Below are 24,103 nucleotides of genomic sequence, written 5' to 3'. Positions count from 1 at the left end.
CGGATTTTCTGTGTAAAAACGAAAGTGAAAATTCAAAGCCTCCCACCACCGGGAGGCTTTTTTGTTCTTAGGCGATGCAGTTAATACCAACAGAGGTCAGCATGGAGAAACCACAGCCCCTGAGTGAAACCCGGGAGCAGATCACCGACATTGACAACACAGTGCTGCAATTGCTGGCACGGCGTCGGGAACTCAGCCTCGAAGTAGCTCGCAGTAAAGAAGTGGATGTGCGCCCGGTGCGCGATACCCAGCGCGAGCGAGAGCTGTTGTCGAGACTGGTGCAAAAAGGCCGCGAGCAAGGGCTGGACCCGCACTTTGTTATGCAGTTATATCAGAGCATTATCGAAGACTCGGTGCTGAACCAACAGGCCTATCTCCATGGCCGTGCCAACCCGGAAACCCAAAAACAACAGTATTGCATTGCTTATCTCGGTGCCCGAGGCTCCTACTCATACCTCGCCGCCAATCGATACTGTCAGCGCCGCCAGGTAGACATGGTGGATTTGGGCTGTCAGAGCTTCGATGAAATCGTTCATGCTGTCGAATCCGGTCATGCCGATTACGGATTCCTGCCAATTGAAAACACTTCTTCTGGCTCCATTAATGAAGTCTACGATGTGCTTCAGCACACCAGCCTGGCCATCGTGGGTGAAACCACCATCGAGGTGGGTCATTGCCTGCTGGCCAAACCCGGCACCAAGGCTTCGGATATCAAGACTCTGTATGCCCATCCACAGCCCATCAGCCAATGCAGCCGCTATTTGGCGCGCCATCCCGGGCTCAGACTCGAATACTGCGCCTCCAGCGCCGAAGCCATGGAAAAGGTGCAGGCTGCTGACAGCAAAGATGTCGCCGCCATCGGCAGCGCCGAGGGCGGTGCCCTGTACCAGTTGGAAGCAATCGAAAAGGGACTCGCCAATCAAAAGGTCAACCAAAGCCGCTTTATCGTTGTGGCCCGTAAAGCCGTGGCCGTGCCCGAGCAATTGCCCGCCAAGTGCACCCTCATTATGGCGACAGGCCAAAAGCCAGGTGCTCTGGTAGAGGCCTTGCTGGTGCTCAAGGCCAACAACCTCAATATGAGCAAGCTCGAGAGCCGCCCTATTCCGGGTACCCCCTGGGAGGAGATGTTTTATCTGGATATCGACGCCAATCTGGCCAGTGTCCCGATGCAACTGGCACTGAAAGAGCTTGAACGTATTACCCGCTTTATCAAGGTGCTGGGTTGCTACCCCTGCGAAACTGTGGCACCTACGCAGCTCTCCAACGCCCAGCTGCTCATTGAGCCAGAGCATTTCCGTGCTGATACACCCGAGTCCACCAAAACCCAGTCACAGGCTATCGACGATACCCCTGCACGCCACAGCCTGGGGTACAAAGAAACTGCCAGCGAAGTACAAGCGGGCGCTTTACTCGTCGGCAATGGTCATTCTGGTGCACTCGCACTGCTCTCTTTGCCGGATACGCTCGACGGGTGCGAACCCTTCCTTAAGCAGCTAAAGGCGGCCGGTTTTGCCGGCCTTGTGCTGGATAATCTGTCAGAGCGACCAGAGCCCGCCAAAGCACTGGATGCCTGCACCAAGGCCGCGGAAAAGTTTGGTCTCATCACCGCGGCGGCCGTGAACAGGGAGGATGAACTCGAGCATGCCATCTCCCGGGTCGAGCTTATCCTGATAAAGGGCAAGCAAATGTTCAATCAACCCCTTCTCGAGCGCCTCGGGAAGCTGCATCTCCCCTTGGTGCTCGAGCGCAATACCATGGCTGATATTGACGAACTTCTGGCTGCTGCCGATACCATTCTGGCAGAAGGCAACCAACAGCTGATGCTGTGTGAGTCAGGGGTCAGCAGCTTTAAGAGCAGTACACTCGCCACTCTGGATTTGGCAGGTTTGGTGGAGCTGAAAGCACGAAGCCACCTGCCGGTGTTGGTCAATCCAAGCTATGCGGTGACAGCAGAAGCCTGTCCGCGTCAGGCCAAAGCGGTCAAGCATCTCGGTGCCGATGGACTCATTGTGGAGGTATCTCTGGATGCCCCAATCGCTGACAGTCATTTGGGTGACACCTTGCGGCAGTTTTTCGTCTGAAGAAATAGAGAATGACAACGCAAAAGGGGCCAACATGGCCCCTTTTCGTTATTCAGATATTGGAGTCTGGCTTACCCAAAAGTATCTGTAGCCTCTTTGCGCTGAGGCACAGGTTGAATGGCAACCCCATCAACCAGACTCACCCACCCCTTGACAACCCGCAGTACAAACCAGGCAAGCACGACCACGAGCGCCGTTGCCGCCATCCAACCAGCTGGCAGCCAATACCAGGCCGCCGAACCCAGTACCAGCCCTAACATCGAGTTGCGTTGCCACTTAAGATGCGTGTCACAAATGCTGCAGCTATCAGTCTTGCGCAGTGACAGATTCAGGGCCAGGGCAAAGAGCACTGGAAGCACCAGAGGGAAGGCACTCATCATCCCATATTGCAAATGAATAAGGCTGGTGTCCTGGGCAGTGGCGTTGGGCAAGCTCAGTTGGGCCATAGTTCGCTCCGGTAAGGCTGACGAGAAACGAGAAACGGTGAATCGAACCGATTTCAAAACTGTGATCACGGCCCTGATTTAACCTTACTTTCCCATTGAGAAAAGCGCAACCATGGCCCCCAAAAACAGCCCAAGTATACCCACCAACACTGACTTAAAGCTTAAGGCTGATATGCGAAAGCGCCCGGGCAGAGCAAGCCAGCACCATACCATTGGCCTTGTCTTCTTCGGTCAGGGTCATCTCTGACAGCCTTTCAACATCCCCCTCCAGCACCTGACATTTGCAGGCACCACACACACCGCTGCGACAGGCGGCAATGATGGGTAGCTTTAGCGCCTCAATCCCCTCAAGCAGCACACCCGACTCTCCGAGAGGATGCAGCTTGTCTCCCACCTTCAGCATAAATCCCTGCCCGCTACTTTTAACGGGCGTGCCCTGCTTGCCAAAGCTTTCCTGGTGGAAGCGCGACATGGCAAATCCTGCATCCCTGACCATAGCCTCTACTGCAGCCATATAAGCCTCGGGGCCACAGACATACAAGGTTCTCTCACGCCAATCACTGACCAGGGAGTCCAATCCTGATAGCGTCAAGCGCCCCGGCAGCGCGGTGGCATAGGGCCAGTCAGGGTAATTCCCCTGTTCGATAATGTAGCCGAGACGAAAGCCACTGTGGTTATTGGCCATGGACTCAAGCCGGGGAGCGAAGATCAGGTCATCGACGCTTTTGGCGCTGTGTACAAAAGCGATGTCGGCGCCCACACGGGTGTCAGTCAGCCAGCGGCTCATACTGAACATAGGCGTGATGCCGCAACCTGCGCTTAAAAACAAATACCTGTCGGCGGGAATATCCACCAGATTAAAGCTGCCAGATGGCCCCATGGCATCCAGGGCATGGCCGGGTCTTAAATTATCAATCAGATAGTTGGAAACCTTTCCCCCCTCGACCCGCTTAACTGTGATGCTGATGCTGTAGGGTCTGGATGGAGAAGACGACAGGGTATAGGCACGGCTGTGTGGCTCACCGCCAATCTCCAGCAACAGGGTGATAAACTGTCCCGGTTTATAGCTGAAACGCACAGGTTCCCCTACGGCTTCAAATCGAAACGTCACCACATCGTGGGTTTCATCCGTCCGTTCTATGCAGCAAAGACGAAAAGGCCCAGTGGCAGGTAAATTCTGCCAGGGTTTGGCTGCCAGCAAGGCAGCGTCCCGGTGTTGACTCATAACTGGTTATCCCCAACACAATGTAAAAGACGGCGCGGTGCGCCGTCTTGCATCAACTCAGGCGACATTCAGAATCGCATTCAGATCGGCTTCAACCGTGGTGGTATTTTTAAGACCAAACTTGTCTTCGAGAACCTTGAGCAGATTTGGTGTCAGGAATGCCGGCGGTGTCGGACCGGTGCGAATATTCTTCACCCCCAGCGACAGCAGCGTCAGCAAAATCACGATTGCCTTTTGCTCAAACCAGGACAGCACCAGGCTCAATGGCAGCTCGTTGATATCGCACTCAAACACCTCCGACAGGGCAATCGCCAGCTGAATGGCTGAGTAAGCATCGTTGCACTGACCAATATCCAGCAGCCTTGGAATACCGTTGATGTCACCAAACTCCAACTTATTGAATTTGTACTTGCCGCAGCCCAGGGTCAGGATCAGGCTGTCTTTCGGCGTTGCCTTGGCAAAATCGGTAAAGTAGCCGCGCTCGGCCTTGTCACCGTCACAGCCCCCGACCAGGAAGAAGTGGCGGATACTGCCATTTTTCACGTTTTCGACCACGGCCGGAGCCGCTGCCATCAGGGCATTACGGGCGAAACCTATGGTGATCAGATGGGGGATCTCGTCATAGAGGAACCCCTCCAGCGACAACGCTTTCTCAATCACTGCCGAAAAGTCATCGCCTTCAAGGTGCACAACCCCCGGCCAGCCCACAATGCTGCGGGTAAAGATACGGTCCGCGTATTGGCCAACGTTGGGATCGATAATGCAGTTGGATGTCATCACCACTGCGCCGGGGAAGTTGGCAAATTCCTTCTGTTGGTTTTGCCAGGCACTGCCGTAGTTTCCTGCCAAATGGGGGTATTGCTTAAATTCGGGATACGCCAGCGCCGGCAGCATCTCGCCATGGGTGTAAACGTTAATCCCCTTGCCCTGGGTTTGCTTGAGGATAAGCTCAAGGTCTTTCATGTCGTGGCCTGACACCAGAATCGCCTTACCCTTTACCGGCTTGGTGTTCACCTGGGTGGGCTCCGGATGGCCAAAGGCAGCGGTTTCGCCCTCATCGAGCATAGCCATCACCTTGAAATTCAGCTGACCAATGTCCATGGCGGCGGTAAAAAGTGCATCGGCATCCACACTGTCGGTACCCAGGAAGGCCATGATGCGATGAAACTCAGCGGCTATCTCAGCGGATTGTTGCTCCAGTACCAGGGCGTGTTCCATATAGGCCGCAGCCCCTTTCAAACCGTAAAGGCACAAAAGCCTCAAGGCCATCACATCTTCGTGGATTTCATCCTTACCCAGGTTAGGCAGCGCCAGCCTGGCCTGCTCCAGCAACTCTGGCTTGGAGGCCCCGAGCAGCAGGGAAGCGCTATCAGGCAAGGTATCGAGGCGAATGCCAGCCTGTTGAGCGGCCTCAATGCATTGGGTTTTGAGTTCGTTACGCAGACTCTCGGCCTTTCTGGCGTAGTCTATGATGCGTTCATCGTCGAAATTCACATTGGTCAGGGTCGCAAAGAAAGCCTTGGGCACAAAGGTATCGGCCTCGGTTGCAGGAAGTCCCAACTCACGGGCTTTCACCGCCCAGGCGGAAACGCCCTTGAGCATATAAATCAGCAGGTCTTGCAGGTCTGAGGTTGCTGCCAGCTTGCCGCACATGCCCTGGGCATAGCTGCAACCATTGCCGGCGGGGGTACGAATGGTCTGTTCACACTGAATACAAAACACGACGTGGCTCCTTTTATTTTCATGCTTTATTTATGCATGTTAGGAGCGAAGGATACGGATATTACTGCATTTAAAAAGCAGCAAAACTCGGTTCCTTGAAGCAGATCATCTTAAGGAGTTGCTGATTTAAAATGAAAAAAGCGCCTTAATGGCGCTTTTTCAGCATAAAGAACAGCATCTTAAACCGAACGCATATCATTGACCGATTGCAGCATGGCGCGGCTCTCGGTGAGGAACTGTTGGGAGTAATTGCCAAACCAGTTTGAGACTTCATTAAAGCGGGCGATAAAACCGGCCCTGTCGCCTGTTTTCAGGAGCTCCAGCGCATCGCGGTAGTTATCGAGGAAGTCTGAAATCGCCGTCAGGCTTTCTTCCTGGGCGAAAATAATGTCGGCGTACAGCTCGCCGCTCTGGGCAAAGAGACGCCCCACCATCGCAAGCTCCAGCCGATATATGGGCGAGCTGAATTCAAGCAGCGTGTCTATATCCGCCTGCTCACGGCAAAGGTTCAGGCCATACACAAACGATGAGAAGTGACGCATCGCCTGCACCAGCTGCATCGCCTTATCATGGCGACCCGCATCGGCCTCCACCAGTCTGGCACCCCAGATGCCAATTTGCTCCATCAGCCACTGGTACTTGTCCGGCGCACGGCCATGGCACACTACCACCACCTGTTTGGCCAGACTGCCCACGTCCGGACCAAACATGGGGTGCAAACCCACCACAGGGCCCTTATGGGTCTCCAGCATGGCCTTGAGTGGCGCCCCCTTGATGGAAGTCAAATCCGCCAAAATACAGTGCGCAGGGAGGTGACCCAGGCGCTCACGGATAAGCGAGCAGGTAGCGGCAATAGGCACAGTCACCAATACCAGACCGGCACCAGCGAACAGCCCATCGGCATGGTCCCAATCGCCTTTATCCAATAGACGCACTTCATAGCCGGACAAGGCAAACATCTGGGCAAACAACCTACCAAGCTGTCCCTGACCACCAATGATGACGACATGGCCCAGCTCAGGATTCACCTGCTTGAAGCCCACATCTTTTTCGCTCATGTAGGATTCGCGCATCAGGCGTCTGAGAATATCTTCAATCAGCTGCGGGCTTACACCCATGGCTTCGGCTTCGGCGCGGCGTTTGCCGAGCATGGCCGCCTCACGGGCAGGCGCGTAAATCGGCAGCCCCGCCGCATGCTTGACTGTTCCAACCTGGGCCACCAAATCGAGACGTTTTCTCAGCAGCGACAGCAATTGGCTATCGACACCATCAATCAGGCCCCGTAGGTTTTCCAGCTCGGCGGTGGTCTTTTCTGTCATATCAAATATCCTGTCAGCCATTGGCGGCCTTCAGCATAACAAATCTTGAGGGAATAACAGACGCCAGGCTCTCGGCACCCTCGCGGAGCAAGGCTTCGGTGGTCTGCCAATCGATGCAGGCATCGGTCACAGAGACGCCGTACCTGAGCTCTGACAGGGGCTTATCACAGGGCTGGTTACCGGCATTGAGATGACTTTCCAGCATTACGCCGATAATGGCGTCACTGCCTGCAACCACCTGAGCAAACACGTCGCGACACACGGGGTCCTGACGGTTGTGATCTTTTGAGGAGTTGCCGTGACTGCAATCGATGACCAACTTGGGGTCGAGCCCGGCCCAGCGTACCTGCGCCTCACATTCGGCCACGCTGTCGGCGTCATAGTTGGGCTTGCTGCCACCGCGTAGAATAATATGACCATCGGGATTACCGTTGGTTTGTAGAAGCGCTACCTGCCCTTGCTGGTTAATGCCCATAAAGCGGTGACCACTGGCGGCGGACTTCATAGCATTGATGGCCACATCCAGCTTGCCGTCGGTGCCGTTTTTAAAGCCCACCGGCATGGATAGGCCCGAGGCCATTTCCCTGTGGGTCTGTGACTCTGTGGTGCGCGCGCCAATGGCAGACCAGGTGACAAGCTCTGAAATGTACTGGGGGCTGATGGGGTCGAGCGCCTCTGTGGCCACCGGCAGTTCAAGCTCTGCCAGAAAAATCATCAACTCGCGGGCAAGACGCAGTCCCTTTTCCACATCGAAAGACTCATCCATGTCAGGGTCGTTAATCATTCCCTTCCAGCCCACTGTGGTGCGTGGCTTTTCGAAGTAGACCCGCATCAGAATAAAGAACTCATCTTTGAGCTCGTCATGGAGCTTTTTGAGCTTAAGGGCGTATTCTTTGGCGGCGGCGATGTCGTGGATGGAGCAAGGCCCGGCCACCACCAACAGCCGAGGGTCGCGCTTGTGTACTATGTTTGCCACAGTGCGGCGGGCGCGCAAAATATACTGGTACCCATGCTCAGACAATGGCAGTTCGCGTTTTAGCTCCTGTGGCGTGATAAGCACCTTTTCGGCGCTGATGTGCACATTGTTGATGGTATCTTGCTGCATGGGATCACCTTTTGTGTTTAACGACGCTGGCGCTGCCCCATCGACAACCTCAGCTGACATCTATACATTCAAACCTGTATTATTGTAATGCTACACCATTACGCTCGAGAACACAGTTTGCCCGTTTACCCGACCGGGCGCAAGGCCAGTTGATAAAAATTCATTCAAAATTCGCGAAGATGGTGCCGAGAGGCGAGTGGAATGGCTTGGCTGTGGGGGCGTTGTGTTATCAGCAGAAACAAAAAACCGCCACGAGGGCGGTTTTCTGTGCGAACACTTGCGTCTTTTTTGGGCGATTACTTGGTCGCCAGCTTCTCACGGATACGTGCAGACTTACCTGAACGCTCACGCAGATAGTACAGCTTGGCGCGACGAACGCGGCCACGACGCTTAACTTCGATGCTGGAAATCAGAGGGCTGTGAGTTTGGAAAGCACGTTCCACACCTTCACCGTTAGAGATCTTACGAACGGTGAAAGCAGAGTGCAGACCACGGTTACGCTTGGCGATAACAACGCCTTCGAACGCCTGCAGACGCTCTTTGTCACCTTCTTTAACACGTACCTGAACCACTACGGTATCACCTGGGCCAAAATCAGGAACGTCTTTTTTCATTTGCTCATCGTTGAGCATTTTGATGATGTTGTTCATGTAAACTCCATACTAGGATTAACTGAGCTACGACTTCTGTGGACTGTCCATTTCGTCGACAAACTGCGCCAACAGGCGGGTTTGTTCGTCAGTCAGAGCTAGATTTTCAAATAATTCCGGCCTTCTTAAAAAAGTTCTTCCGAGACTTTGTTTAAGACGCCAGCGTCTAATGTCTTCGTGGTTGCCACCGAGCAGCACTGCCGGTACCTCCAGTCCATCCAAAGATTCGGGCCGGGTGTAATGAGGACAATCGAGCAAGCCGTCGGAGAAGGAGTCCTGCTCCGCCGAAGCCTGTTTACCCAGCACGCCGGGTACCAGACGGGACACTGCATCAATCAGGGTCATTGCCGGTAACTCACCGCCCGAAAGCACGTAGTCGCCGATTGACCATTCCTCGTCCACTTCAGTCTGAATGATGCGCTCATCGATACCTTCGTAACGTCCGCACACCAAAATCAACTTCTGTGTTTCTGCCAGCTCAGTTGCGCCCCGCTGTGTCAGCTTGCGCCCCTGTGGCGACAGATATATCACCTTGGCTCCGTCACCCGCCGCCGTTCTGGCAGCCTGGATGGCGTCCTTCAGTGGTTGCACCATCATCAACATTCCCGGACCGCCGCCATAAGGTCGGTCGTCCACGGTTCTGTGTCTGTCATGGGTGAAATCGCGGGGATTCCACGTGTGCAACTCCAGCAGGCCATTTTTGATGGCCCGACCCGTGACCCCAAAATCAGTGATGGCACGAAACATTTCGGGAAACAGGGTGATTACCCCTAACCACATGTTTGGTACCTCGATTTAGAAGTCAGGATCCCATTCCACAATAATCTGTTTTTCTGCCAGCTTGACGTCAATGACAAACTGGTCAGGCAGATACGGAATCATACGTTCCGTTTTGCCGAAAGCATCTTTGGCGTTGGCCTTAACCATGAGTACGTCGTTAGAGCCTGTTTCCAGGATCTGATCCACCTTACCCAGGTTGTAACCCTTGGTGTTGAGTACCTCACAACCAATGAGATCGCGCCAATAGAACTCGTCTTCGGGCAACTCAGGCATTTGTTCGGCCAGGATCCCAATCTCACAGTTGGTGAGCATTTGAGCCTGCTCCCGGTTGCTGACCCCCTCAAGCTCGGCGACAACCGCCTTGCCGTGGAAGCGCCACTGGGACACCTTCACCTCGCGCCATTCGCCATGTTCTTTGAGGAGCCATGGAGAATAGTCGAAAATACCTTCAACGGAATCGGTATAGGCGGTGATCTTCATCCAACCCTTTACGCCGTAAGTAGAGCCGATTTTGCCTACTACTACAGGTTGTTGATTACTGCTCATCAATCTATACCTTCACGCCATTAAGCAGCAGCTTTACGGGCGTCTTTGATCAGCTTGGCTACGCGATCGGTAGTAGAAGCACCGTTGCCAACCCAGTGATCAACGCGGTCCAGATCCAGACGCAGAGTTTCTTCCTGACCTTTGGCCAGTGGGTTGAAGAAACCAACGCGCTCGATGAAACGGCCGTCACGGGCGTTACGAGAGTCAGTTACTACGATGTTGTAGAAAGGACGCTTTTTAGCGCCGCCGCGAGCTAAACGAATGGTAACCATGCGTTTTTTTTCCTCTAATGATTTGCCAGAAGCAAAAATAAAAACTGGAACCCCGTGTTCGCAAAAGAGTCCCAGCAAGAAAGCCGGAGAATTTTACCTGAGTTTCAGGCGAATGCAACCGAAACTGGCCAATTTTACGGCTGCATTGAATCCGGGCTTAACGCCCGGGAAGCTTCATACCGCCGGGCATCATACCGCCCATGGCGCGCATCATTTTCTGCATCCCACCCTTGGAAGACATCTTCTTCATCATCTTCTGCATCTGGGTGAACTGCTTAAGCAGACGGTTAACGTCTTGAATTTGTGTGCCACTGCCCGCTGCAATGCGGCGCTTGCGGGAGCCCTTGATGATATCAGGATTCTGACGTTCCCCCGGGGTCATGGAGTTAATAATAGCCTCCATTTGACGGGTCATTTTACCATCCTGAATTTGTGCCATGGCTTCCGGTGGCAGTTGACCTACGCCGGGCAATTTTTCCAGCAGGCCCATCATGCCACCCATATTTTTCATCTGCTGCAACTGCTCGCGGAAGTCTTCAAGGTCGAAATTGCCACCCGATTTGACCTTGGAGGCCAGCTTCATGGCTTTTTCTTTATCGACGCCGCGCTCTACCTGCTCAATCAGGGAGAGTACGTCACCCATGCCGAGGATGCGCGAGGCAACACGGTCAGGGTGGAATGGCTCAAGGGCATCGGTCTTTTCGCCGACACCGAGGAACTTAATAGGCTTACCTGTGATGTGGCGGATAGACAGCGCCGCACCGCCGCGGGCATCACCGTCCACCTTGGTCAGTACCACACCGGTCAGCGGCAGCGCCTCGTTAAAGGCCTTGGCGGTGTTGGCGGCATCCTGACCTGTCATGGCGTCTACCACGAACAGGGTTTCGATGGGCTTAACTGCTGCATGCAGCGCCTTGATTTCATCCATCATGGCTTCATCGACGTGCAGGCGGCCTGCGGTATCGAGGATCACCACATCGATGAATTTCAGCTTGGCGTGTGAAATAGCCGCAGTGGCAATGTCGATGGGCTTTTGGCTCACATCGGAAGGGAAGAATTCCACTTCCACTTCTTTGGCCAGGGTTTCGAGCTGCTTAATTGCCGCAGGGCGGTATACGTCAGCACTGACCACCAGTACAGATTTTTTCTGGCGGGTACGCAGGAACTTGGACAGCTTGGCCACAGAGGTGGTTTTACCCGCACCCTGCAGACCTGCCATCATGATCACAGCCGGAGGCTGGGCGGCGAGATTCAGGGCCTCGTTGGCCTCGCCCATCGCCTTTTCAAGCTCGCTTTGAACGATTTTGACAAACACCTGGCCGGGCGTCAGGCTCTTGGCCACTTCCTGGCCCACTGCGCGCTCTTTAACGGCGTTCACAAATTCACGGACAACCGGCAAGGCCACGTCGGCCTCAAGGAGCGCCATACGGACTTCCCGCAGGGTGTCTTTAATGTTGTCTTCCGTTAAGCGACCGCGACCGCTGATAGTCTTCAGCGTACGCGACAGTCTGTCGGTCAGGTTCTCAAACATCGTCCTGTGCAAACCTTTAATAATGTCAAATGTGGGCTTGTATTATAGCGATGCCTGCGGTTTATGCTACCTGTCCGCTTGCCTGTGTGGATGCCGAGCAGAGAATACTTCGGCTAACAATCAGAATTGGCTAAAATTTGCAACTTACATCACTGCCCATTTGCGCAAGGGTCGTGTTATTCTAATTCCCAAATCAGCAATCCCGCTTTCGCATCGCGAAGCCCAAGAGAAACTAAAAGCAGGTTGTAATCCATGGTTCTTTTCTCTGCGTCAGCCATGTTCTTCTACTGTATCGCCCTGATACTGGTGACCAGTCGACTGTTTCACGCCGAAGGCCCAAACCGCCGTGCCGTTGCCGCCGTTGCTTCCATCGCTGTGGTATTGCACGCCGCCGCCCTGCAGCAAGCCATTTTTACCGACGATGGTCAGAACTTCAGCCTCACCAATGTGATATCACTGGTGAACTGGATTATCGCTTTCACCTTCAGCGTGCTGATTTTCCGTCTGAAAGTGATAGTGGTGGTGCCCGTGGTATACGCCTGCTCTGTCTTGTCGGTGGCGCTTTTATGGCTGGTGCCGCCCAAATACATTACCCATTTTGAGCACAATCCCGAGGTGCTGGCCCACGTGGTGCTGTCACTCATGGCCTACAGTGCACTGATGATTGCGGCACTTTACGCCATTCAGCTGGCGATGATCCAAAACAAGCTCAAGAAAAAGCAGCTGATATTAAGCCCGGCCATGCCGCCACTGATGACTGTGGAAAAACAGCTCTACCACTTGGTGATCATCGGCGTGATCCTGCTGAGCCTTGGGCTGGCAACCGGCTTTATCTTCCTCGATGACATGTTCGCCGAGGGAAAAGGTCATAAAGCCATTCTCTCCATCATGGCCTGGTTTGTGTACATCGCCATGCTGTGGCAGCAATACTCAGTAGGTTGCCGTATCCGTACTGCCATCGCCTACACCCTGACCGGTGCGACCCTGTTGTCACTGGCCTATTTTGGCGCCCGCATAGTCAAGGAACTCATTCTCAGTTAAGTCCCCGCCGGGGGCTTAGCCCCTTGGCTAACTTGACACCCCTTTAAAATGCCAGTATTTACTTACATCTCCTGGCCATAGTGGAGCCTTTGCTTGGACGCGATATCGACCGGAACACTCCTGCTGTCGCTTTTAGTGTTAATCCTGATTTCTGCCTATTTCTCTGGCTCTGAAACGGCCATGATGTCTTTGAACCGCTATCGGCTCAGACACCTCGCCAGCAGCGGACACAAGGGCGCCAAACGTGCATCCAAGCTGCTGGACCGTCCCGACCGCCTGATTGGCCTTATCCTGATTGGTAACAACCTGGTGAACATCCTCGCCTCAGCCATAGCGACCATTATTGGTATGCGGATATGGGGTGACGTGGGTGTGGCCATCGCCACAGGTTTGCTGACCGTAGTGGTGCTGGTATTTGCCGAAGTCACCCCAAAGACAGTGGCCGCCCTGCATCCTGAGCGCATCGCTTACCCCTCGAGCCTGCTGCTTAAATGGCTGCTGGTGATATTGCAGCCCCTGGTAAAAGTGATGAATATCATCACCTCCGGCATTTTACGGCTTATCGGTGTTCGCAACGTGGCGACCAATGATGCCCTGAGTCAGGAAGAGCTGCGTACCGTGGTACACGAGGCCGGCGCCCTTATCCCCCAGCGTCACCAGGACATGCTGCTGTCTATTCTCGACCTTGAGAAAGTGACGGTGGAAGACATCATGATCCCCCGCGCCGAAATTTATGCCATCAACGTCAACGATGATTTCAAGCAAATAAACCGTCAGGTGGTCACCAGTCCCCACACACGGGTACTGGTATACCGCGATACCATAGATGACGCCGTGGGCTTTATTCACCTGAGAGATGCCTTACGCCTGCAGTCCAAAGAAGAGTTCAGCAAAGCCACCCTGCTCAGGGCGGTAAAAGAGCTCTACTTTATCCCCGAGGGTACGCCCCTGAACGTACAGCTGGCCAACTTCCAGCACAACAAGGAACGTATCGGTCTGGTGGTGGATGAGTACGGTGATATCCAGGGTCTGGTCACACTGGAAGACATTCTGGAAGAGATTGTGGGTGATTTCACCACTTCCATGGTGCCTACAGCCAGTGAGGAGATCCATCCCCAGGAAGATGGCAGCCTGCTGATAGATGCAAGTATCAACATCCGTGAGCTCAACAAAGAGATGAAGTGGGAGCTGCCCACGGATGGCCCGAAAACGCTGAACGGCCTTATCCTCGAATATCTGGAAGACATCCCCTCCCCCAATACCAGTTTGCGCCTCGAAGGCTACCCCATTGAGGTCATGGAGGTGGCAGAGAATATGGTGAAGACCGTGAGGGTTATGCCGGACCTGTATCAGGCCCCCGATAACGCAAAAAAGACGCCCTGAGCGTCTTTTTTCTTATCATGAGTCTCGTTAATCAAGCCGTCTTGCGGCTCGCTTCAAGGGCTCTTCGCAGCGCTATGGCCTGTGGCGTAATCTCACGCTCGAGCGCTTTTTCGAGGCCCAGTGCAAAATACACCTCAGCCATCAAAAAGAAAGGCCCAATCAACAGCTGATTCATATCATCCACAAACGCCGGTTTTGCCTTTTCGTACTTATGGCCAATCAGTTGAAATACCCAGCCAATGATAAACACCACGGCAGCTATCCAGGTGGCGTGGGGCACGGATGCCATTATGTCTGAGGTGTACAGCACCGGCAGGATAAACACCAGCATGCCAACGGCGAGGCGCACGTGCAGTTTAAGGTAGTAAGCCAGCACTATCAGGGTAAACACCATGGCTGCGCTGGCCTCACCCAGAGTGCCCAGTTCGAACCGGATAAGCCCAAGCCAAACAAAGGCTGACCAGATGATAAGCGGGATACCGACAAAGTGGGTTTTAATGTTGGTGGGGTTTAGGTGCACACTCTTATAGCGCGCAAGTTGCTCGGCGGCTGTCTTCATAACGCTCTCCCTGGCATGGATTCTTATTGTGGTTTTACTGCCCAAAGGCGGACTGAACACACATTATTTGGTACGAATGTACCAGTAAAGCAAAGAAAGCCGTCATTAACAAGCCACCTTTCACCGGCCATAAAAAAGGGAGCCTGGCTCCCTTAATCTCATGCTCTCTTAACAGAGTATGGCGGTTGCCACCGCATAATGCCGCTCATCGGCGATGGACAGACGGATTTGGCTTCCACCGAGCTGTTGCATACGCTCCAGGGCGCCGTCAGTCAGGCGCACACAGGGGGCACCAAACTCATCGCTGTAGGTTTCAATATGTTGAAACGACACTCCGCGACCTATGCCTGTACCCAGCGCCTTTGCTACCGCTTCCTTGGCGGCAAAGCGTTTGGCCAGGTACAACTCGCGCTGACCGCTGCCGACAAAAATCGCCAGCTCGGATTCCGTCAGTACCCGCTTGGCGAGCCTATCGCCGCCGCGCTCAAGTTGGCTGCGGATACGCTCAATCTCAACTATGTCTGTCCCCAGCCCCAACACTGACATTACTCGCCCCGGCGACCTTCAAGCATCAGCTGCTTCATATCGCGCACAGCCTTCTCCAGACCGTCAATGGCTGCACGGGCCACAATGGCGTGGCCGATATTGAGCTCATACAGCTCGGGAATGGCGGCGATGGGCTTGACGTTGTGGTAGTGCAAGCCATGGCCTGCATTCACGGTAATACCCAAGCCATGGGCGTATTTAGCCATGGAGGCGATTCGCTCAAGCTCGGTATCTGCTTCGGCCTCGGTATGGGCATCGGCATAACGGCCGGTGTGGATTTCGATATAAGGCGCGCCAACTTCGTGGGCCGCATCAATTTGGGTCTTGTCGGCATCGATAAAGAGCGACACCAAAATACCCTGGGCAGCCAAATGCTCGACAGCAGCACGGATTTTATCTTTCTGCCCAGCCACATCCAGACCGCCTTCTGTGGTCAACTCTTCACGCTTCTCAGGCACCAAACACACATAGGTGGGTTTGACCTCACAGGCGATATTGAGCATCTCTTCAGTTACGGCACACTCGAAGTTCATCCGTGTTTTCAGGGTTTTGGCCAGCAGGTACACATCGCGGTCGATGATATGGCGTCTGTCTTCACGCAGGTGAATGGTGATGCCATCGGCGCCGGCATGCTCAGCCACGGCGGCGGCATGTACAGGATCAGGGTAGTTGGTGCCACGGGCCTGACGCAGGGTGGCGATGTGGTCGATGTTCACGCCCAGAAGAATGCGGCTCATCGGGTACTCCTTCAGAATTGTCTTGGCAATATTGACTGGCATTGTACTGAATCACTCCGTGCCTTGATATAGGCTGACACGCATTTGCCACTGGCAACAAACGCTTGTGTGAACTCAGCTTTTGTTTCGATTGGCAAAGAGTTGTCTGCTGACCAGGGGTTTATTGCCAACAAAGGGCGCCAATAAAAACCTGAGCAACTGCCGTGCTGCGGCAAAATCGGCTTCTGAGAGTTCCTTCTGTGCCAACGCAAGAATCGCCCGGCCTGAAATGGCTTTTTCCAGTGTACTGGGGGCCAAGCCACCCTCGGGACAAGGCCTGTAGGCACATTCGGCACTGATGGCCGCACCCAGGGTATCATCCGAGAGTGATGGGCAGGCACCAAGCTCTTCAAGCAGTGCCAGCTCAAAGTATCTCAGTTGACTCTGGCAAAACCCCTTGGCCATGGACATCAGTGTCTGGTGATAGCTGAAAAACAACCCCTCGCCCGCATGACTGTGGCTGAGGCAGCGCATCAGGAGTTCATTGAGGTACATGGCGGCATAGAGAGCGTCGCCCTGCAGCGGAATGGCGGGGGCATAGGCTTCGGGCTGAATAAGGGTTCTGAGCTCACCCTTACCCGACAGTGAAAACAGTAGTGGCTGAAAAGGTTGCAGCAGCGCCCGGCTGGAGCGCTTGCCGCTGCCGAGCCGTGCAATGGCATCAACCCGACCCGCGCCATCCACCAAGAGGTTTACGATGGCGCTGTTTTCCCGATAGGGACGCGAATGCAACAGGTAACCCCTTTCCATCGCGGCCCCGGGATTAATCTTCGCCGTAACCCAGGCTGCGAAGGGCACGCTCGTCGTCGGCCCAGCCGGATTTCACCTTCACCCACACTTCGAGGAACACCTTGTTATCGAACAGGCGCTCCATGTCTTTGCGGGCCTCGGTGGCGATGGTGCGAATACGCTCGCCTTTTTTACCAATAACCATGCGCTTCTGGCCATCACGCTCGACCAGCACCAGGGCATTGATTTGATAAACGCCGTTTTCCATCATTTTGAACTGCTCGATTTCCACTGTAGCATCGTAGGGCAGCTCATCACCGAGGAAGCGCATCAGTTTTTCACGGACAATCTCAGAGGCCATAAAGCGCTGGCTTCGGTCGGTTACATAGTCTTCCGGGAAGAAGAACACTGACTCGGGCAAAGATTCACGGGCCAAATCCAGCAGTCGCTCCACGTTGGTGCCCTGCTTGGCAGATACCGGCACTATGTCATCGAAGGGGTATTTCTTGGATACTTCGATAAGGTACGGGAACAGCTCTTCCTTTTCCTTGATACCATCTACCTTGTTGATGGCCAGCACAGTCTTGCGATGCTCGCCGCCGCGGCGCAGCTTGTTCAGCACCATTTCATCATCGGCGGTCCATTCCATGCCGTCCACCACAAAGATGACCATGGACACATCGGCCAGGGAACTGGCGGCAGCACGGTTCATCAGGCGGTTAATGGCACGCTTTTCTTCAATGTGCAAACCGGGGGTATCGATAAAGACGATTTGGTTCGGCCCCTCGGTGTGAATTCCCATAATACGGTGACGGGTGGTCTGCGGCTTACGGGAGGTGATGCTGATTTTTTGCTTCAGCAACTTGTTGAGCAAGGTGGATTTACCTACGTTGGGGCGACCAACGATGGCCACCATGCCACAATAGGTGACATCGTAGTGCTCTTCGGGTTGATTCTGGCTGTTCATCCGTGCCAGCAAATCTTCCAGGCTTGGTTCGTTTTCCGGTACACCTGGTTCGGGTTTCTTGCTCATTGATTCAATAATTCCAAAACTTGTGCCGCCGCCATTTGTTCGGCTTTGCGGCGAGAACTGCCCACACCCACGACGGCATCGGCAAGGTCGGTCACCCGGCATTCCACGGTAAAGGTCTGATCGTGCGCCTCACCTTCTACCTGGGTCACCTGATATTCAGGCAGGGGCTTTTTCATCCCCTGCAAATACTCCTGCAGCAGGGTCTTGGCATCCTTTTGGCCAACCCCGGGCTTGATGTCGGCAAGCCTGGTTTCGTACCAGCCCAACAATAAACTGCGGCAGGTTTCAAGGTCCGCATCCAAATACACGGCACCTATGATGGCTTCCACCGCATCCGCGAGGATGGATTCCCGACGGAAACCACCACTCTTGAGCTCACCGGGCCCCAGATTGAGGTAATCCCCCAGTTTGAACTCCTTGGCAATCACCGCCAGGGTATCGCCCCGCACCAGGGTGGCACGCATGCGGCTCAAGTCACCTTCGGTGGCCTTGGGAAACTGATGAAACAGCGCATCGGAAATCACGATAGAGAGGATGGAATCACCCAAAAACTCCAGCCGTTCGTTATGCTGGTTTGAGGCACTTCTGTGGGTCAGGGCCTGCTCAAGCAGACGGATATCGCTGAACTCATAGCCCAGGGTCCGGCACAGTCTCGGCAGATTTTTAATCGGCTCCATCATACTCACTGAATACCGCCTACACGCTCAAAACGCACGCCTGTGGGTACCCAGGTTGGCAGGACATCTGACGGCTTACGATCGAACTCGAAGCTTATCCAGATGGCCACGGCTTTACCCACAAGATTCTCTTCGGGCACAAAGCCCCAGAAACGGCTGTCGGTACTGTTGTCACGGTTATCACCCATCACAAAGTACTGGCCTTCCGGCACCACAAACTCACCGGCTGGCACACTGCCCTTACGATAGAACATGCCGCGCATGTCGGGGCGGGCCGGATTAATCAAAATTTCGTGCTCAACGTCGCCAAGCTGCTCTTTGTAGTGCTTAAGACGCACGCCATCCTGCACAAACTCACTGTCACCAAGGGCAATACGGTCAACCTTGGCCGGGACGCTCTGGCAAATCTCGCCCTCTACACAGGCGCGTTGAATATAAAGCTCTTTGTTTTGATAAAACACGCGGTCTCCCGGCAGGCCTACCACACGCTTAATATAGTCAATTCTGGGATCTTCAGGGTACTTGAAGACCACCACGTCACCGCGCTGTGGCTTACCTGTGGCGATAACTTCTTTGCGCCACATAGGCTCTTTAATGCCGTAGCTGAATTTTTCCACCAGAATGAAGTCCCCTACCAGCAGGGTTGGCATCATGGAACCGGACGGGATTTGAAAAGGTTCATACAGGAATGAGCGCAGCACCAATACAAAGGCGATGACCGGGAACACAGAGTGTGCGGTTTCGACTATATAGGGTTCCTTGGTGATGGCTTCGACAGCTTCCTCTGACAGGTTAGCGTCGCCGGACTGTGCCACCGCCAATGCGGCCTTGCGCTTGGGGGCCTGAAACAGCACATCAAACAGCCAAATCAGCCCTGACACCAGGGTAACTATCACCAGAATTTGTGAAAAATACGCAGCCATTAACGGGTTAACTCCTTGGCATTAAAAGTGATTGGCTTAACTCTGCGGCAAACAGTTTTGACACAGAGCCAGTCGCTTTGGTGAGCACACCCAAAGGATCTGCTAACCAAAGCGCCGCATACTGCGGCGCCTTTATCGTTGTTTTACCTAAGCAGGGCTTAGGGAAGCAAGTAAAAGAGTGTGATCATTCGTTAAGCTTGAGCACTGCGAGGAAGGCTTCCTGAGGCACTTCCACGTTACCCAGTTGCTTCATCCGCTTCTTACCTTCTTTCTGCTTCTGCAACAGTTTCTTCTTACGGGACACGTCACCACCGTAACACTTGGCCGTTACGTCTTTACGCAAGGCTTTCACGGTAGAGCGGGCCACAACCTGGTTACCCACGGCCGCCTGAATCGCGATATCAAACATCTGCCTTGGGATCAGCTCTTTCATCTTCTCCACCAGGGCAATACCCTTGTGACGGATATTGGAGCGGTGAATGATCATCGCCAGCGCGTCCACGCGGTCGCCGTTGATGAGCACGTCCAGGCGTACCATGTCAGCAGGCTCGAAGCGAATGAAGTTATATTCCAGCGAGGCATAACCACGACTGGTCGACTTGAGGCGGTCGAAGAAATCCATCACCACTTCAGCGGCAGGAATATCGTAAGTCAGTGCCACCTGGTTACCGTGGTAAACCATGTTCTTCTGTACGCCACGCTTCTCGATACACAGGGTGATCACGTTACCCAGATACTCTTTCGGCACCAGAATGTTGGCCTGAACGATAGGCTCACGCATCTCTTCGATGTGGTTGATGGCCGGCAGATCGGACGGGTTATCTACATATACGGTTTCGCCGTTGGTCAGCAGCACTTCGTATTCCACGGTAGGTGCCGTGGTGATGAGGTCCAGATCGTATTCACGCTCCAGACGCTCCTGGATGATTTCCATGTGCAGGAGCCCCAGGTAACCGATACGGAAACCAAAGCCCAGAGCCGATGAGGTTTCTGGCTCAAACTGCAAAGACGCATCGTTGAGGCTGAGCTTGTTCAGCGCATCACGGAAGCTTTCATAGTCGTCGGTGGAGATGGTAAACACACCGGCGTATACCTGGGGCTTAGCTTTTTTAAAGCCCGGCAGCGGCTTGTCGGCACCGTGCTTGGCCAGGGTCAGGGTATCACCCACGGGCGCGCCGTGAATTTCCTTGATGCCGGCGATAACATAGCCAACCTGACCGGTTTTCAGCTCAGCCTGGTCTTTCATCTTCGGCGTGAAGATACCGACGCGATCCGCGTTGTAGGTCTGGCCTGTGCTCATCACCTTGAACTTGTCGCCTTTCTTGAGCACACCGTTCTTGATACGCACCAATGACACAACGCCGAGGTAGCTGTCGAACCAGGAGTCGATGATAAGCGCCTGCAATGGCGCCTCAGGGTCTCCTTCTGGGGAAGGGATCTGCGCCACTATGGTCTCGAGCACTTCATCGATGCCAACACCTGTCTTGGCAGAGCAGCGCACTGCATCTGTGGCTTCGATGCCGACTATGTCTTCAATCTCGGCGGCCACACGCTCAGGCTCGGCCTGGGGCAGGTCGATTTTGTTCAGTACCGGCACCACTTCCAGATCCATTTCCAGCGCGGTGTAACAGTTGGCCAGCGTCTGGGCTTCTACGCCCTGACCGGCATCCACCACCAGCAGCGCGCCTTCACAGGCAGCGAGTGAACGGGATACTTCATAGGAGAAGTCCACGTGGCCGGGGGTATCAATAAAGTTCAGCTGATAGGTCTCACCATTTTTGGCGGTATAGTCCAGGGTCACGCTCTGGGCTTTAATGGTAATGCCACGTTCACGCTCAAGATCCATGGAGTCCAGGACCTGTTCGGCCATCTCACGGTCCGTCAGACCACCACACACCTGAATAAGGCGATCAGACAGAGTGGACTTGCCGTGGTCGATGTGGGCAATGATGGAGAAGTTTCTAATGTGTTTCATTCTTCGGTAATGACCAAACTAAAAATGGAAGACAAAATCAAAGGTGCGAAATTGTACCCGATTACGGGGGCAATACCAATCTGATCCGCAGGAAAGTCAGACTGCTTTAGTCAGGCAAGAGGGTTCCAGCGCTTTGCCCAGGCGGGCGAGGATGACAGGTTGAGTTTGACGCTCAAGATTTTTGGCAAGCCGCTTACCCCAGAGCCAGGCCACCATGGCCCCCAGCAGCGAAAACACCAGACTGGCAGTTTCACTGCCGAAGCTTAATGCTGAGCCTGCCATCTTGCCGCCGAAGGCCCCCAGCAGCAAACCGACAAGTGGCAGTAGGTACACCAGCGCCGCCGCTTTGAGTAGCGCAGATTCAGGCAGACCGAGGCGGATAAGCTCGCCGTCCTCAAAAGCCTCAGCGCTCTTGATTGAGAACTGTTGGGTTTTACCTGCAAAAGCACTGGCGATGGCACCTGTGCCACAGCTTTCGCTGGCAGCACAGTGCCCACAGGCGGTTTTGACCTCCACTTCGACCGTCACCCAGCCAGAGGATTCGACCCGCACGACACGGGCCAGCTCTTCCATCATGATGACTTGTCCAGCGCCAGACTGCGGATAATGCGACTCAGGGTCTCCATAGGCACTCGCCCAACCGCGACCACCTCGGCATTACCCACTTTTTCGCTGACAAGCCCAAGGCCATTGCGGGTCATAAGCTCGTCTGGCATGGGCACATTACCGGCGCGGCCTACATACACAGAGATGTTGGCGATGCCGTCGGTGATGGCGACATACTCCACCGGCTCCTGTGAGCCCATCAATCTGTGATGATCCCGTGCCACCACTTTGAAGCCTTCCGGCAGCCAGGTGAAGGTCCAGTTTTGACCATCGTGCCTGTCCAGTTGATTAATCACCGGAGGCCAGTCCTGTTTGGCCGCCTCCGCCAAAAGTGGCGCAGGCTCTTCGAGCACCAGCAGTTCTACCACCATGATCTGCTCCAGCAACTCTTTCTCGTCGGTCAGCAGCTCATAGCGCAGTGGCAGATAGGTTTCCATATCCACCCAAACCTGCAGCGGATAACGGTGGGGATCGTTGGGTATTAAACGCACCAGCTGCCCGGGTCGACCTGCAATGCGGCTGCGGCCGCCCAGCACAAACTGGTAGCCCGCCTCGATGCCAGCAGGGTCATTGGCAAATACCGCTGGCCACAACCCCTGAATTCTGTCGGCATTTACCGTAAACGCCGGCTGGTCGTGCTCGATAAAGGTCACTCGATTATCAATGCGAACCGCATTTTTTATGGGGCCATTGAGATGCTCAAGGAAGGCCACTTCCTGACCATTGACCTTGCCATGGAGATACACCAGAGGACGTATATGATCGGCCTGAAGATGAATGACCGACATTTTGAACTGTTCTTGATTGAGAGCCCGGCTCATTTCCTCAAGCCAGGCCTTGGCAGACAGGTCCTGGGCAGATACTGGCAGGACCATGGCCACGAGGGCCAGAAGAATGGATCGCAAGCTAACTCCTTCAGCGATTGACTGGAATTGGGGTTACCTCGCTATTGTCGTCCACAACCGCCCCGGTGTTCAATCTCTGCTGCAACATATGATCTTGCAGATAGGCGTTAATACGGCGACGCTGTTCGAGCAACTGATCGTTGGCATTGCCCTGATTCTGGTTGGCAACGGGTCCGGTTTGCAGGCTCACAGGCGTGGCTGTGCCGACCAGAGGACGGGTATTGAGTACTGGCAGTGGCGCATCGTCCTGGGTGCTCTGATAATTCTGCACACCAACAACGGCCATCAGTGCCACGGCGGCGGCGATACCGTACTGACCAAGCTGACGCATAAAGGGGACAACCACAGCACGGGAAGGCGCCTGTGGTGCTTCACGCTCAACCTTGGGTGCCAGGATAGTAGGCTCATCCTCGAGTGCGGCCGCGATGCGGGCAGACAAATCGAGTGGCATTGCCTGAGGCAATTCATCGCGCATGGCATCACCCATCAGGTGATAACGCTGCCACTTGGCATGAGAATCCGTATCTGCTGCAAGCTCGGCAAGGGTCTGACGATCGGTTTCGCCATCAACACTCGCAGATACCCATTCCTGTCCGGTCTTTTCCATTACTCAAGTCTCTCTTAAGGGTGCAAAAACATGGCTGACGTACCCTGAGGTTTCTCAGGACTCCAGCAGCGGCTGCAGCTTCCTGTCTATCACTTCCCGTGCCCGGAAAATCCGCGAACGTACCGTGCCCACAGGGCATTCCATCACGTTAGCGATATCTTCGTAGCTCATACCATCCAGCTCACGCAGGGAAATGGCCATCTTTAGCTCTTCGGGCAACTCTTCCAACGTCTCAAACACCACACGTTTGATTTCGTCAGACAACATCAGCCGCTCCGGCGAGGCAAACTCTTTTAATGCATCACTGCCGTCATAGTACTCGGCATCATCGGCATCCACATCGTTGGCCGGCGCTCTGCGGCCCTGGGATACGAGATAATTTTTTGCCGTGTTGACTGCGATGCGATACAGCCAGGTGTAAAACGCACTCTCGCCGCGGAAATTAGCCAGCGCCCGATAGGCCTTGATAAAGGCTTCCTGTGCCACATCGGCCACATCGGCCTGATTGCGCACATAACGGGAAATCAGGTTAATCACCCTGCTCTGGTAACGGAGCACCAGAAGGTTGAATGCGTTTTTATCTCCCTGCTGCACCAGCTCTACGAGCTCTTGATCGCTTTTTTGTCCACTCATTCGAGCCGACTTCTCCCAAATCTAACACACTGA

25 protein-coding genes and 1 other annotated feature (1 of these 26 only partly in view) are annotated in these 24,103 nt (G+C 54.3%); of the genes, 3 read left to right on the top strand and 22 right to left on the bottom strand.

The features are described from left to right. Positions 1-66: a sequence feature (Phe leader region), on the top strand (it extends 55 nt beyond the left edge of the window). Between the two features lie 35 nt (positions 67-101). After that, the gene (locus K0H63_RS04890; protein WP_220066978.1) at positions 102-2,081 is read left to right on the top strand and encodes a chorismate mutase; all 1,980 of its coding nucleotides are present in this window, start codon (positions 102-104) and stop codon (positions 2,079-2,081) included. A gap of 71 nt (positions 2,082-2,152) precedes the next feature. On the opposite strand, the gene K0H63_RS04885 is transcribed toward K0H63_RS04890, so the two are convergent. From K0H63_RS04885 to ffh, 10 genes are all read right to left on the bottom strand, one after another. Continuing rightward, on the bottom strand, positions 2,153-2,527 hold the full coding sequence (locus K0H63_RS04885; protein WP_220066977.1) for a hypothetical protein: 375 nt from the start codon (positions 2,525-2,527) through the stop codon (positions 2,153-2,155). Between the two features lie 154 nt (positions 2,528-2,681). Next, complete coding sequence (locus K0H63_RS04880; protein ID WP_220066976.1) at positions 2,682-3,752, bottom strand: FAD-binding oxidoreductase; 1,071 nt, start codon at positions 3,750-3,752, stop codon at positions 2,682-2,684. A gap of 57 nt (positions 3,753-3,809) precedes the next feature. Then, positions 3,810-5,474 carry a hydroxylamine reductase gene (gene hcp / locus K0H63_RS04875; protein ID WP_220066975.1) on the bottom strand — a complete coding sequence of 555 codons (1,665 nt, stop codon included), beginning with the start codon at positions 5,472-5,474 and terminating at the stop codon, positions 3,810-3,812. Positions 5,475-5,653: 179 nt separating this feature from the next. After that, positions 5,654-6,793, bottom strand: a complete 1,140-nt coding sequence (tyrA, locus tag K0H63_RS04870; protein ID WP_220066974.1) for a bifunctional chorismate mutase/prephenate dehydrogenase — start codon at positions 6,791-6,793, stop codon at positions 5,654-5,656. Positions 6,794-6,806: 13 nt separating this feature from the next. After that, entirely contained in the window at positions 6,807-7,898 is a 1,092-nt protein-coding gene (locus tag K0H63_RS04865) for a 3-deoxy-7-phosphoheptulonate synthase (RefSeq protein WP_220066973.1), read from the bottom strand. A 296-nt stretch (positions 7,899-8,194) separates the two neighbouring features. Next, the gene (gene rplS / locus K0H63_RS04860; RefSeq protein ID WP_011759009.1) at positions 8,195-8,548 is read right to left on the bottom strand and encodes a 50S ribosomal protein L19; all 354 of its coding nucleotides are present in this window, start codon (positions 8,546-8,548) and stop codon (positions 8,195-8,197) included. 27 nt (positions 8,549-8,575) lie between these two features. Then, the gene (gene trmD, locus K0H63_RS04855; RefSeq protein WP_011759008.1) at positions 8,576-9,328 is read right to left on the bottom strand and encodes a tRNA (guanosine(37)-N1)-methyltransferase TrmD; all 753 of its coding nucleotides are present in this window, start codon (positions 9,326-9,328) and stop codon (positions 8,576-8,578) included. Positions 9,329-9,343: 15 nt separating this feature from the next. Then, positions 9,344-9,874 carry a ribosome maturation factor RimM gene (gene rimM / locus K0H63_RS04850; protein WP_220066972.1) on the bottom strand — a complete coding sequence of 177 codons (531 nt, stop codon included), beginning with the start codon at positions 9,872-9,874 and terminating at the stop codon, positions 9,344-9,346. Positions 9,875-9,894: 20 nt separating this feature from the next. Beyond that, positions 9,895-10,146 (bottom strand): 30S ribosomal protein S16, encoded by a 252-nt coding sequence (gene rpsP / locus K0H63_RS04845; RefSeq protein ID WP_011759006.1) that lies wholly within the window; start codon positions 10,144-10,146, stop codon positions 9,895-9,897. Positions 10,147-10,303: 157 nt separating this feature from the next. Continuing rightward, positions 10,304-11,677, bottom strand: a complete 1,374-nt coding sequence (gene ffh, locus K0H63_RS04840; protein ID WP_220066971.1) for a signal recognition particle protein — start codon at positions 11,675-11,677, stop codon at positions 10,304-10,306. 252 nt (positions 11,678-11,929) lie between these two features. Between ffh and K0H63_RS04835 the strand changes: the two genes are divergently transcribed. Further along, a complete protein-coding gene (locus K0H63_RS04835; protein WP_011759004.1) occupies positions 11,930-12,718 on the top strand; it encodes a cytochrome C assembly family protein in 789 nt (262 codons plus the stop codon). Between the two features lie 93 nt (positions 12,719-12,811). Further along, positions 12,812-14,101 carry an HlyC/CorC family transporter gene (locus K0H63_RS04830; RefSeq protein ID WP_220066970.1) on the top strand — a complete coding sequence of 430 codons (1,290 nt, stop codon included), beginning with the start codon at positions 12,812-12,814 and terminating at the stop codon, positions 14,099-14,101. 31 nt (positions 14,102-14,132) lie between these two features. On the opposite strand, the gene K0H63_RS04825 is transcribed toward K0H63_RS04830, so the two are convergent. The 12 genes from K0H63_RS04825 to rpoE all read right to left on the bottom strand — a co-directional run bounded on the left by K0H63_RS04825 (position 14,133) and on the right by rpoE (position 24,070). Continuing rightward, a complete protein-coding gene (locus K0H63_RS04825; protein WP_220066969.1) occupies positions 14,133-14,660 on the bottom strand; it encodes an Mpo1 family 2-hydroxy fatty acid dioxygenase in 528 nt (175 codons plus the stop codon). Positions 14,661-14,828: 168 nt separating this feature from the next. Then, positions 14,829-15,206: a holo-ACP synthase gene (acpS, locus tag K0H63_RS04820; protein WP_220066968.1), complete on the bottom strand. Its 378-nt coding sequence runs from the start codon at positions 15,204-15,206 to the stop codon at positions 14,829-14,831. Continuing rightward, positions 15,206-15,943 carry a pyridoxine 5'-phosphate synthase gene (pdxJ, locus tag K0H63_RS04815; RefSeq protein WP_220066967.1) on the bottom strand — a complete coding sequence of 246 codons (738 nt, stop codon included), beginning with the start codon at positions 15,941-15,943 and terminating at the stop codon, positions 15,206-15,208. The genes acpS and pdxJ overlap by 1 nt, the downstream gene beginning before the upstream one ends. Before the next feature lie 114 nt (positions 15,944-16,057). Continuing rightward, complete coding sequence (gene recO / locus K0H63_RS04810) at positions 16,058-16,732, bottom strand: DNA repair protein RecO (RefSeq protein ID WP_220066966.1); 675 nt, start codon at positions 16,730-16,732, stop codon at positions 16,058-16,060. Positions 16,733-16,745: 13 nt separating this feature from the next. Continuing rightward, positions 16,746-17,744: a GTPase Era gene (gene era, locus K0H63_RS04805; RefSeq protein WP_203326223.1), complete on the bottom strand. Its 999-nt coding sequence runs from the start codon at positions 17,742-17,744 to the stop codon at positions 16,746-16,748. Beyond that, positions 17,741-18,421 (bottom strand): ribonuclease III, encoded by a 681-nt coding sequence (gene rnc / locus K0H63_RS04800; protein ID WP_011758997.1) that lies wholly within the window; start codon positions 18,419-18,421, stop codon positions 17,741-17,743. Before rnc ends, era begins: the two co-directional genes overlap by 4 nt. Positions 18,422-18,426: 5 nt before the next feature. Continuing rightward, positions 18,427-19,344 carry a signal peptidase I gene (gene lepB / locus K0H63_RS04795; protein WP_220066965.1) on the bottom strand — a complete coding sequence of 306 codons (918 nt, stop codon included), beginning with the start codon at positions 19,342-19,344 and terminating at the stop codon, positions 18,427-18,429. A 184-nt stretch (positions 19,345-19,528) separates the two neighbouring features. Continuing rightward, complete coding sequence (gene lepA, locus K0H63_RS04790; RefSeq protein WP_220066964.1) at positions 19,529-21,319, bottom strand: translation elongation factor 4; 1,791 nt, start codon at positions 21,317-21,319, stop codon at positions 19,529-19,531. A 96-nt stretch (positions 21,320-21,415) separates the two neighbouring features. Then, positions 21,416-21,895 carry a SoxR reducing system RseC family protein gene (locus tag K0H63_RS04785; protein WP_220066963.1) on the bottom strand — a complete coding sequence of 160 codons (480 nt, stop codon included), beginning with the start codon at positions 21,893-21,895 and terminating at the stop codon, positions 21,416-21,418. Continuing rightward, the gene (locus K0H63_RS04780; protein WP_220066962.1) at positions 21,892-22,830 is read right to left on the bottom strand and encodes a MucB/RseB C-terminal domain-containing protein; all 939 of its coding nucleotides are present in this window, start codon (positions 22,828-22,830) and stop codon (positions 21,892-21,894) included. Before K0H63_RS04780 ends, K0H63_RS04785 begins: the two co-directional genes overlap by 4 nt. Positions 22,831-22,840: 10 nt before the next feature. After that, the gene (locus K0H63_RS04775; protein ID WP_220066961.1) at positions 22,841-23,437 is read right to left on the bottom strand and encodes a sigma-E factor negative regulatory protein; all 597 of its coding nucleotides are present in this window, start codon (positions 23,435-23,437) and stop codon (positions 22,841-22,843) included. Positions 23,438-23,491: 54 nt separating this feature from the next. Beyond that, positions 23,492-24,070 carry an RNA polymerase sigma factor RpoE gene (rpoE, locus tag K0H63_RS04770; protein ID WP_011758991.1) on the bottom strand — a complete coding sequence of 193 codons (579 nt, stop codon included), beginning with the start codon at positions 24,068-24,070 and terminating at the stop codon, positions 23,492-23,494. Between the last annotated feature and the right edge of the window lie 33 nt (positions 24,071-24,103).

The sequence above is a fragment of the Shewanella zhangzhouensis genome (assembly GCF_019457615.1).
GTDB lineage: Bacteria > Pseudomonadota > Gammaproteobacteria > Enterobacterales > Shewanellaceae > Shewanella > Shewanella zhangzhouensis.
Note: the sequence above shows the minus strand (reverse complement) of the source record. Positions and strands in the feature narration are given on the sequence as shown.

Excerpts from the sequence above, each read along its gene's own strand:
- K0H63_RS04890 (WP_220066978.1), top strand. The coding sequence starts at position 102 with ATGGAGAAACCACAGCCCCTGAGTGAAACCCGGGAGCAGATCACCGAC.
- K0H63_RS04885 (WP_220066977.1), bottom strand. The coding sequence starts at position 2,527 with ATGGCCCAACTGAGCTTGCCCAACGCCACTGCCCAGGACACCAGCCTT.
- K0H63_RS04880 (WP_220066976.1), bottom strand. The coding sequence starts at position 3,752 with ATGAGTCAACACCGGGACGCTGCCTTGCTGGCAGCCAAACCCTGGCAG.
- tyrA (WP_220066974.1), bottom strand. The coding sequence starts at position 6,793 with ATGACAGAAAAGACCACCGCCGAGCTGGAAAACCTACGGGGCCTGATT.
- K0H63_RS04865 (WP_220066973.1), bottom strand. The coding sequence starts at position 7,898 with ATGCAGCAAGATACCATCAACAATGTGCACATCAGCGCCGAAAAGGTG.
- rplS (WP_011759009.1), bottom strand. The coding sequence starts at position 8,548 with ATGAACAACATCATCAAAATGCTCAACGATGAGCAAATGAAAAAAGAC.
- trmD (WP_011759008.1), bottom strand. The coding sequence starts at position 9,328 with ATGTGGTTAGGGGTAATCACCCTGTTTCCCGAAATGTTTCGTGCCATC.
- rimM (WP_220066972.1), bottom strand. The coding sequence starts at position 9,874 with ATGAGCAGTAATCAACAACCTGTAGTAGTAGGCAAAATCGGCTCTACT.
- rpsP (WP_011759006.1), bottom strand. The coding sequence starts at position 10,146 with ATGGTTACCATTCGTTTAGCTCGCGGCGGCGCTAAAAAGCGTCCTTTC.
- ffh (WP_220066971.1), bottom strand. The coding sequence starts at position 11,677 with ATGTTTGAGAACCTGACCGACAGACTGTCGCGTACGCTGAAGACTATC.
- K0H63_RS04835 (WP_011759004.1), top strand. The coding sequence starts at position 11,930 with ATGGTTCTTTTCTCTGCGTCAGCCATGTTCTTCTACTGTATCGCCCTG.
- K0H63_RS04825 (WP_220066969.1), bottom strand. The coding sequence starts at position 14,660 with ATGAAGACAGCCGCCGAGCAACTTGCGCGCTATAAGAGTGTGCACCTA.
- acpS (WP_220066968.1), bottom strand. The coding sequence starts at position 15,206 with ATGTCAGTGTTGGGGCTGGGGACAGACATAGTTGAGATTGAGCGTATC.
- pdxJ (WP_220066967.1), bottom strand. The coding sequence starts at position 15,943 with ATGAGCCGCATTCTTCTGGGCGTGAACATCGACCACATCGCCACCCTG.
- recO (WP_220066966.1), bottom strand. The coding sequence starts at position 16,732 with ATGGAAAGGGGTTACCTGTTGCATTCGCGTCCCTATCGGGAAAACAGC.
- era (WP_203326223.1), bottom strand. The coding sequence starts at position 17,744 with ATGAGCAAGAAACCCGAACCAGGTGTACCGGAAAACGAACCAAGCCTG.
- rnc (WP_011758997.1), bottom strand. The coding sequence starts at position 18,421 with ATGGAGCCGATTAAAAATCTGCCGAGACTGTGCCGGACCCTGGGCTAT.
- lepB (WP_220066965.1), bottom strand. The coding sequence starts at position 19,344 with ATGGCTGCGTATTTTTCACAAATTCTGGTGATAGTTACCCTGGTGTCA.
- lepA (WP_220066964.1), bottom strand. The coding sequence starts at position 21,319 with ATGAAACACATTAGAAACTTCTCCATCATTGCCCACATCGACCACGGC.
- K0H63_RS04785 (WP_220066963.1), bottom strand. The coding sequence starts at position 21,895 with ATGATGGAAGAGCTGGCCCGTGTCGTGCGGGTCGAATCCTCTGGCTGG.
- K0H63_RS04775 (WP_220066961.1), bottom strand. The coding sequence starts at position 23,437 with ATGGAAAAGACCGGACAGGAATGGGTATCTGCGAGTGTTGATGGCGAA.
- rpoE (WP_011758991.1), bottom strand. The coding sequence starts at position 24,070 with ATGAGTGGACAAAAAAGCGATCAAGAGCTCGTAGAGCTGGTGCAGCAG.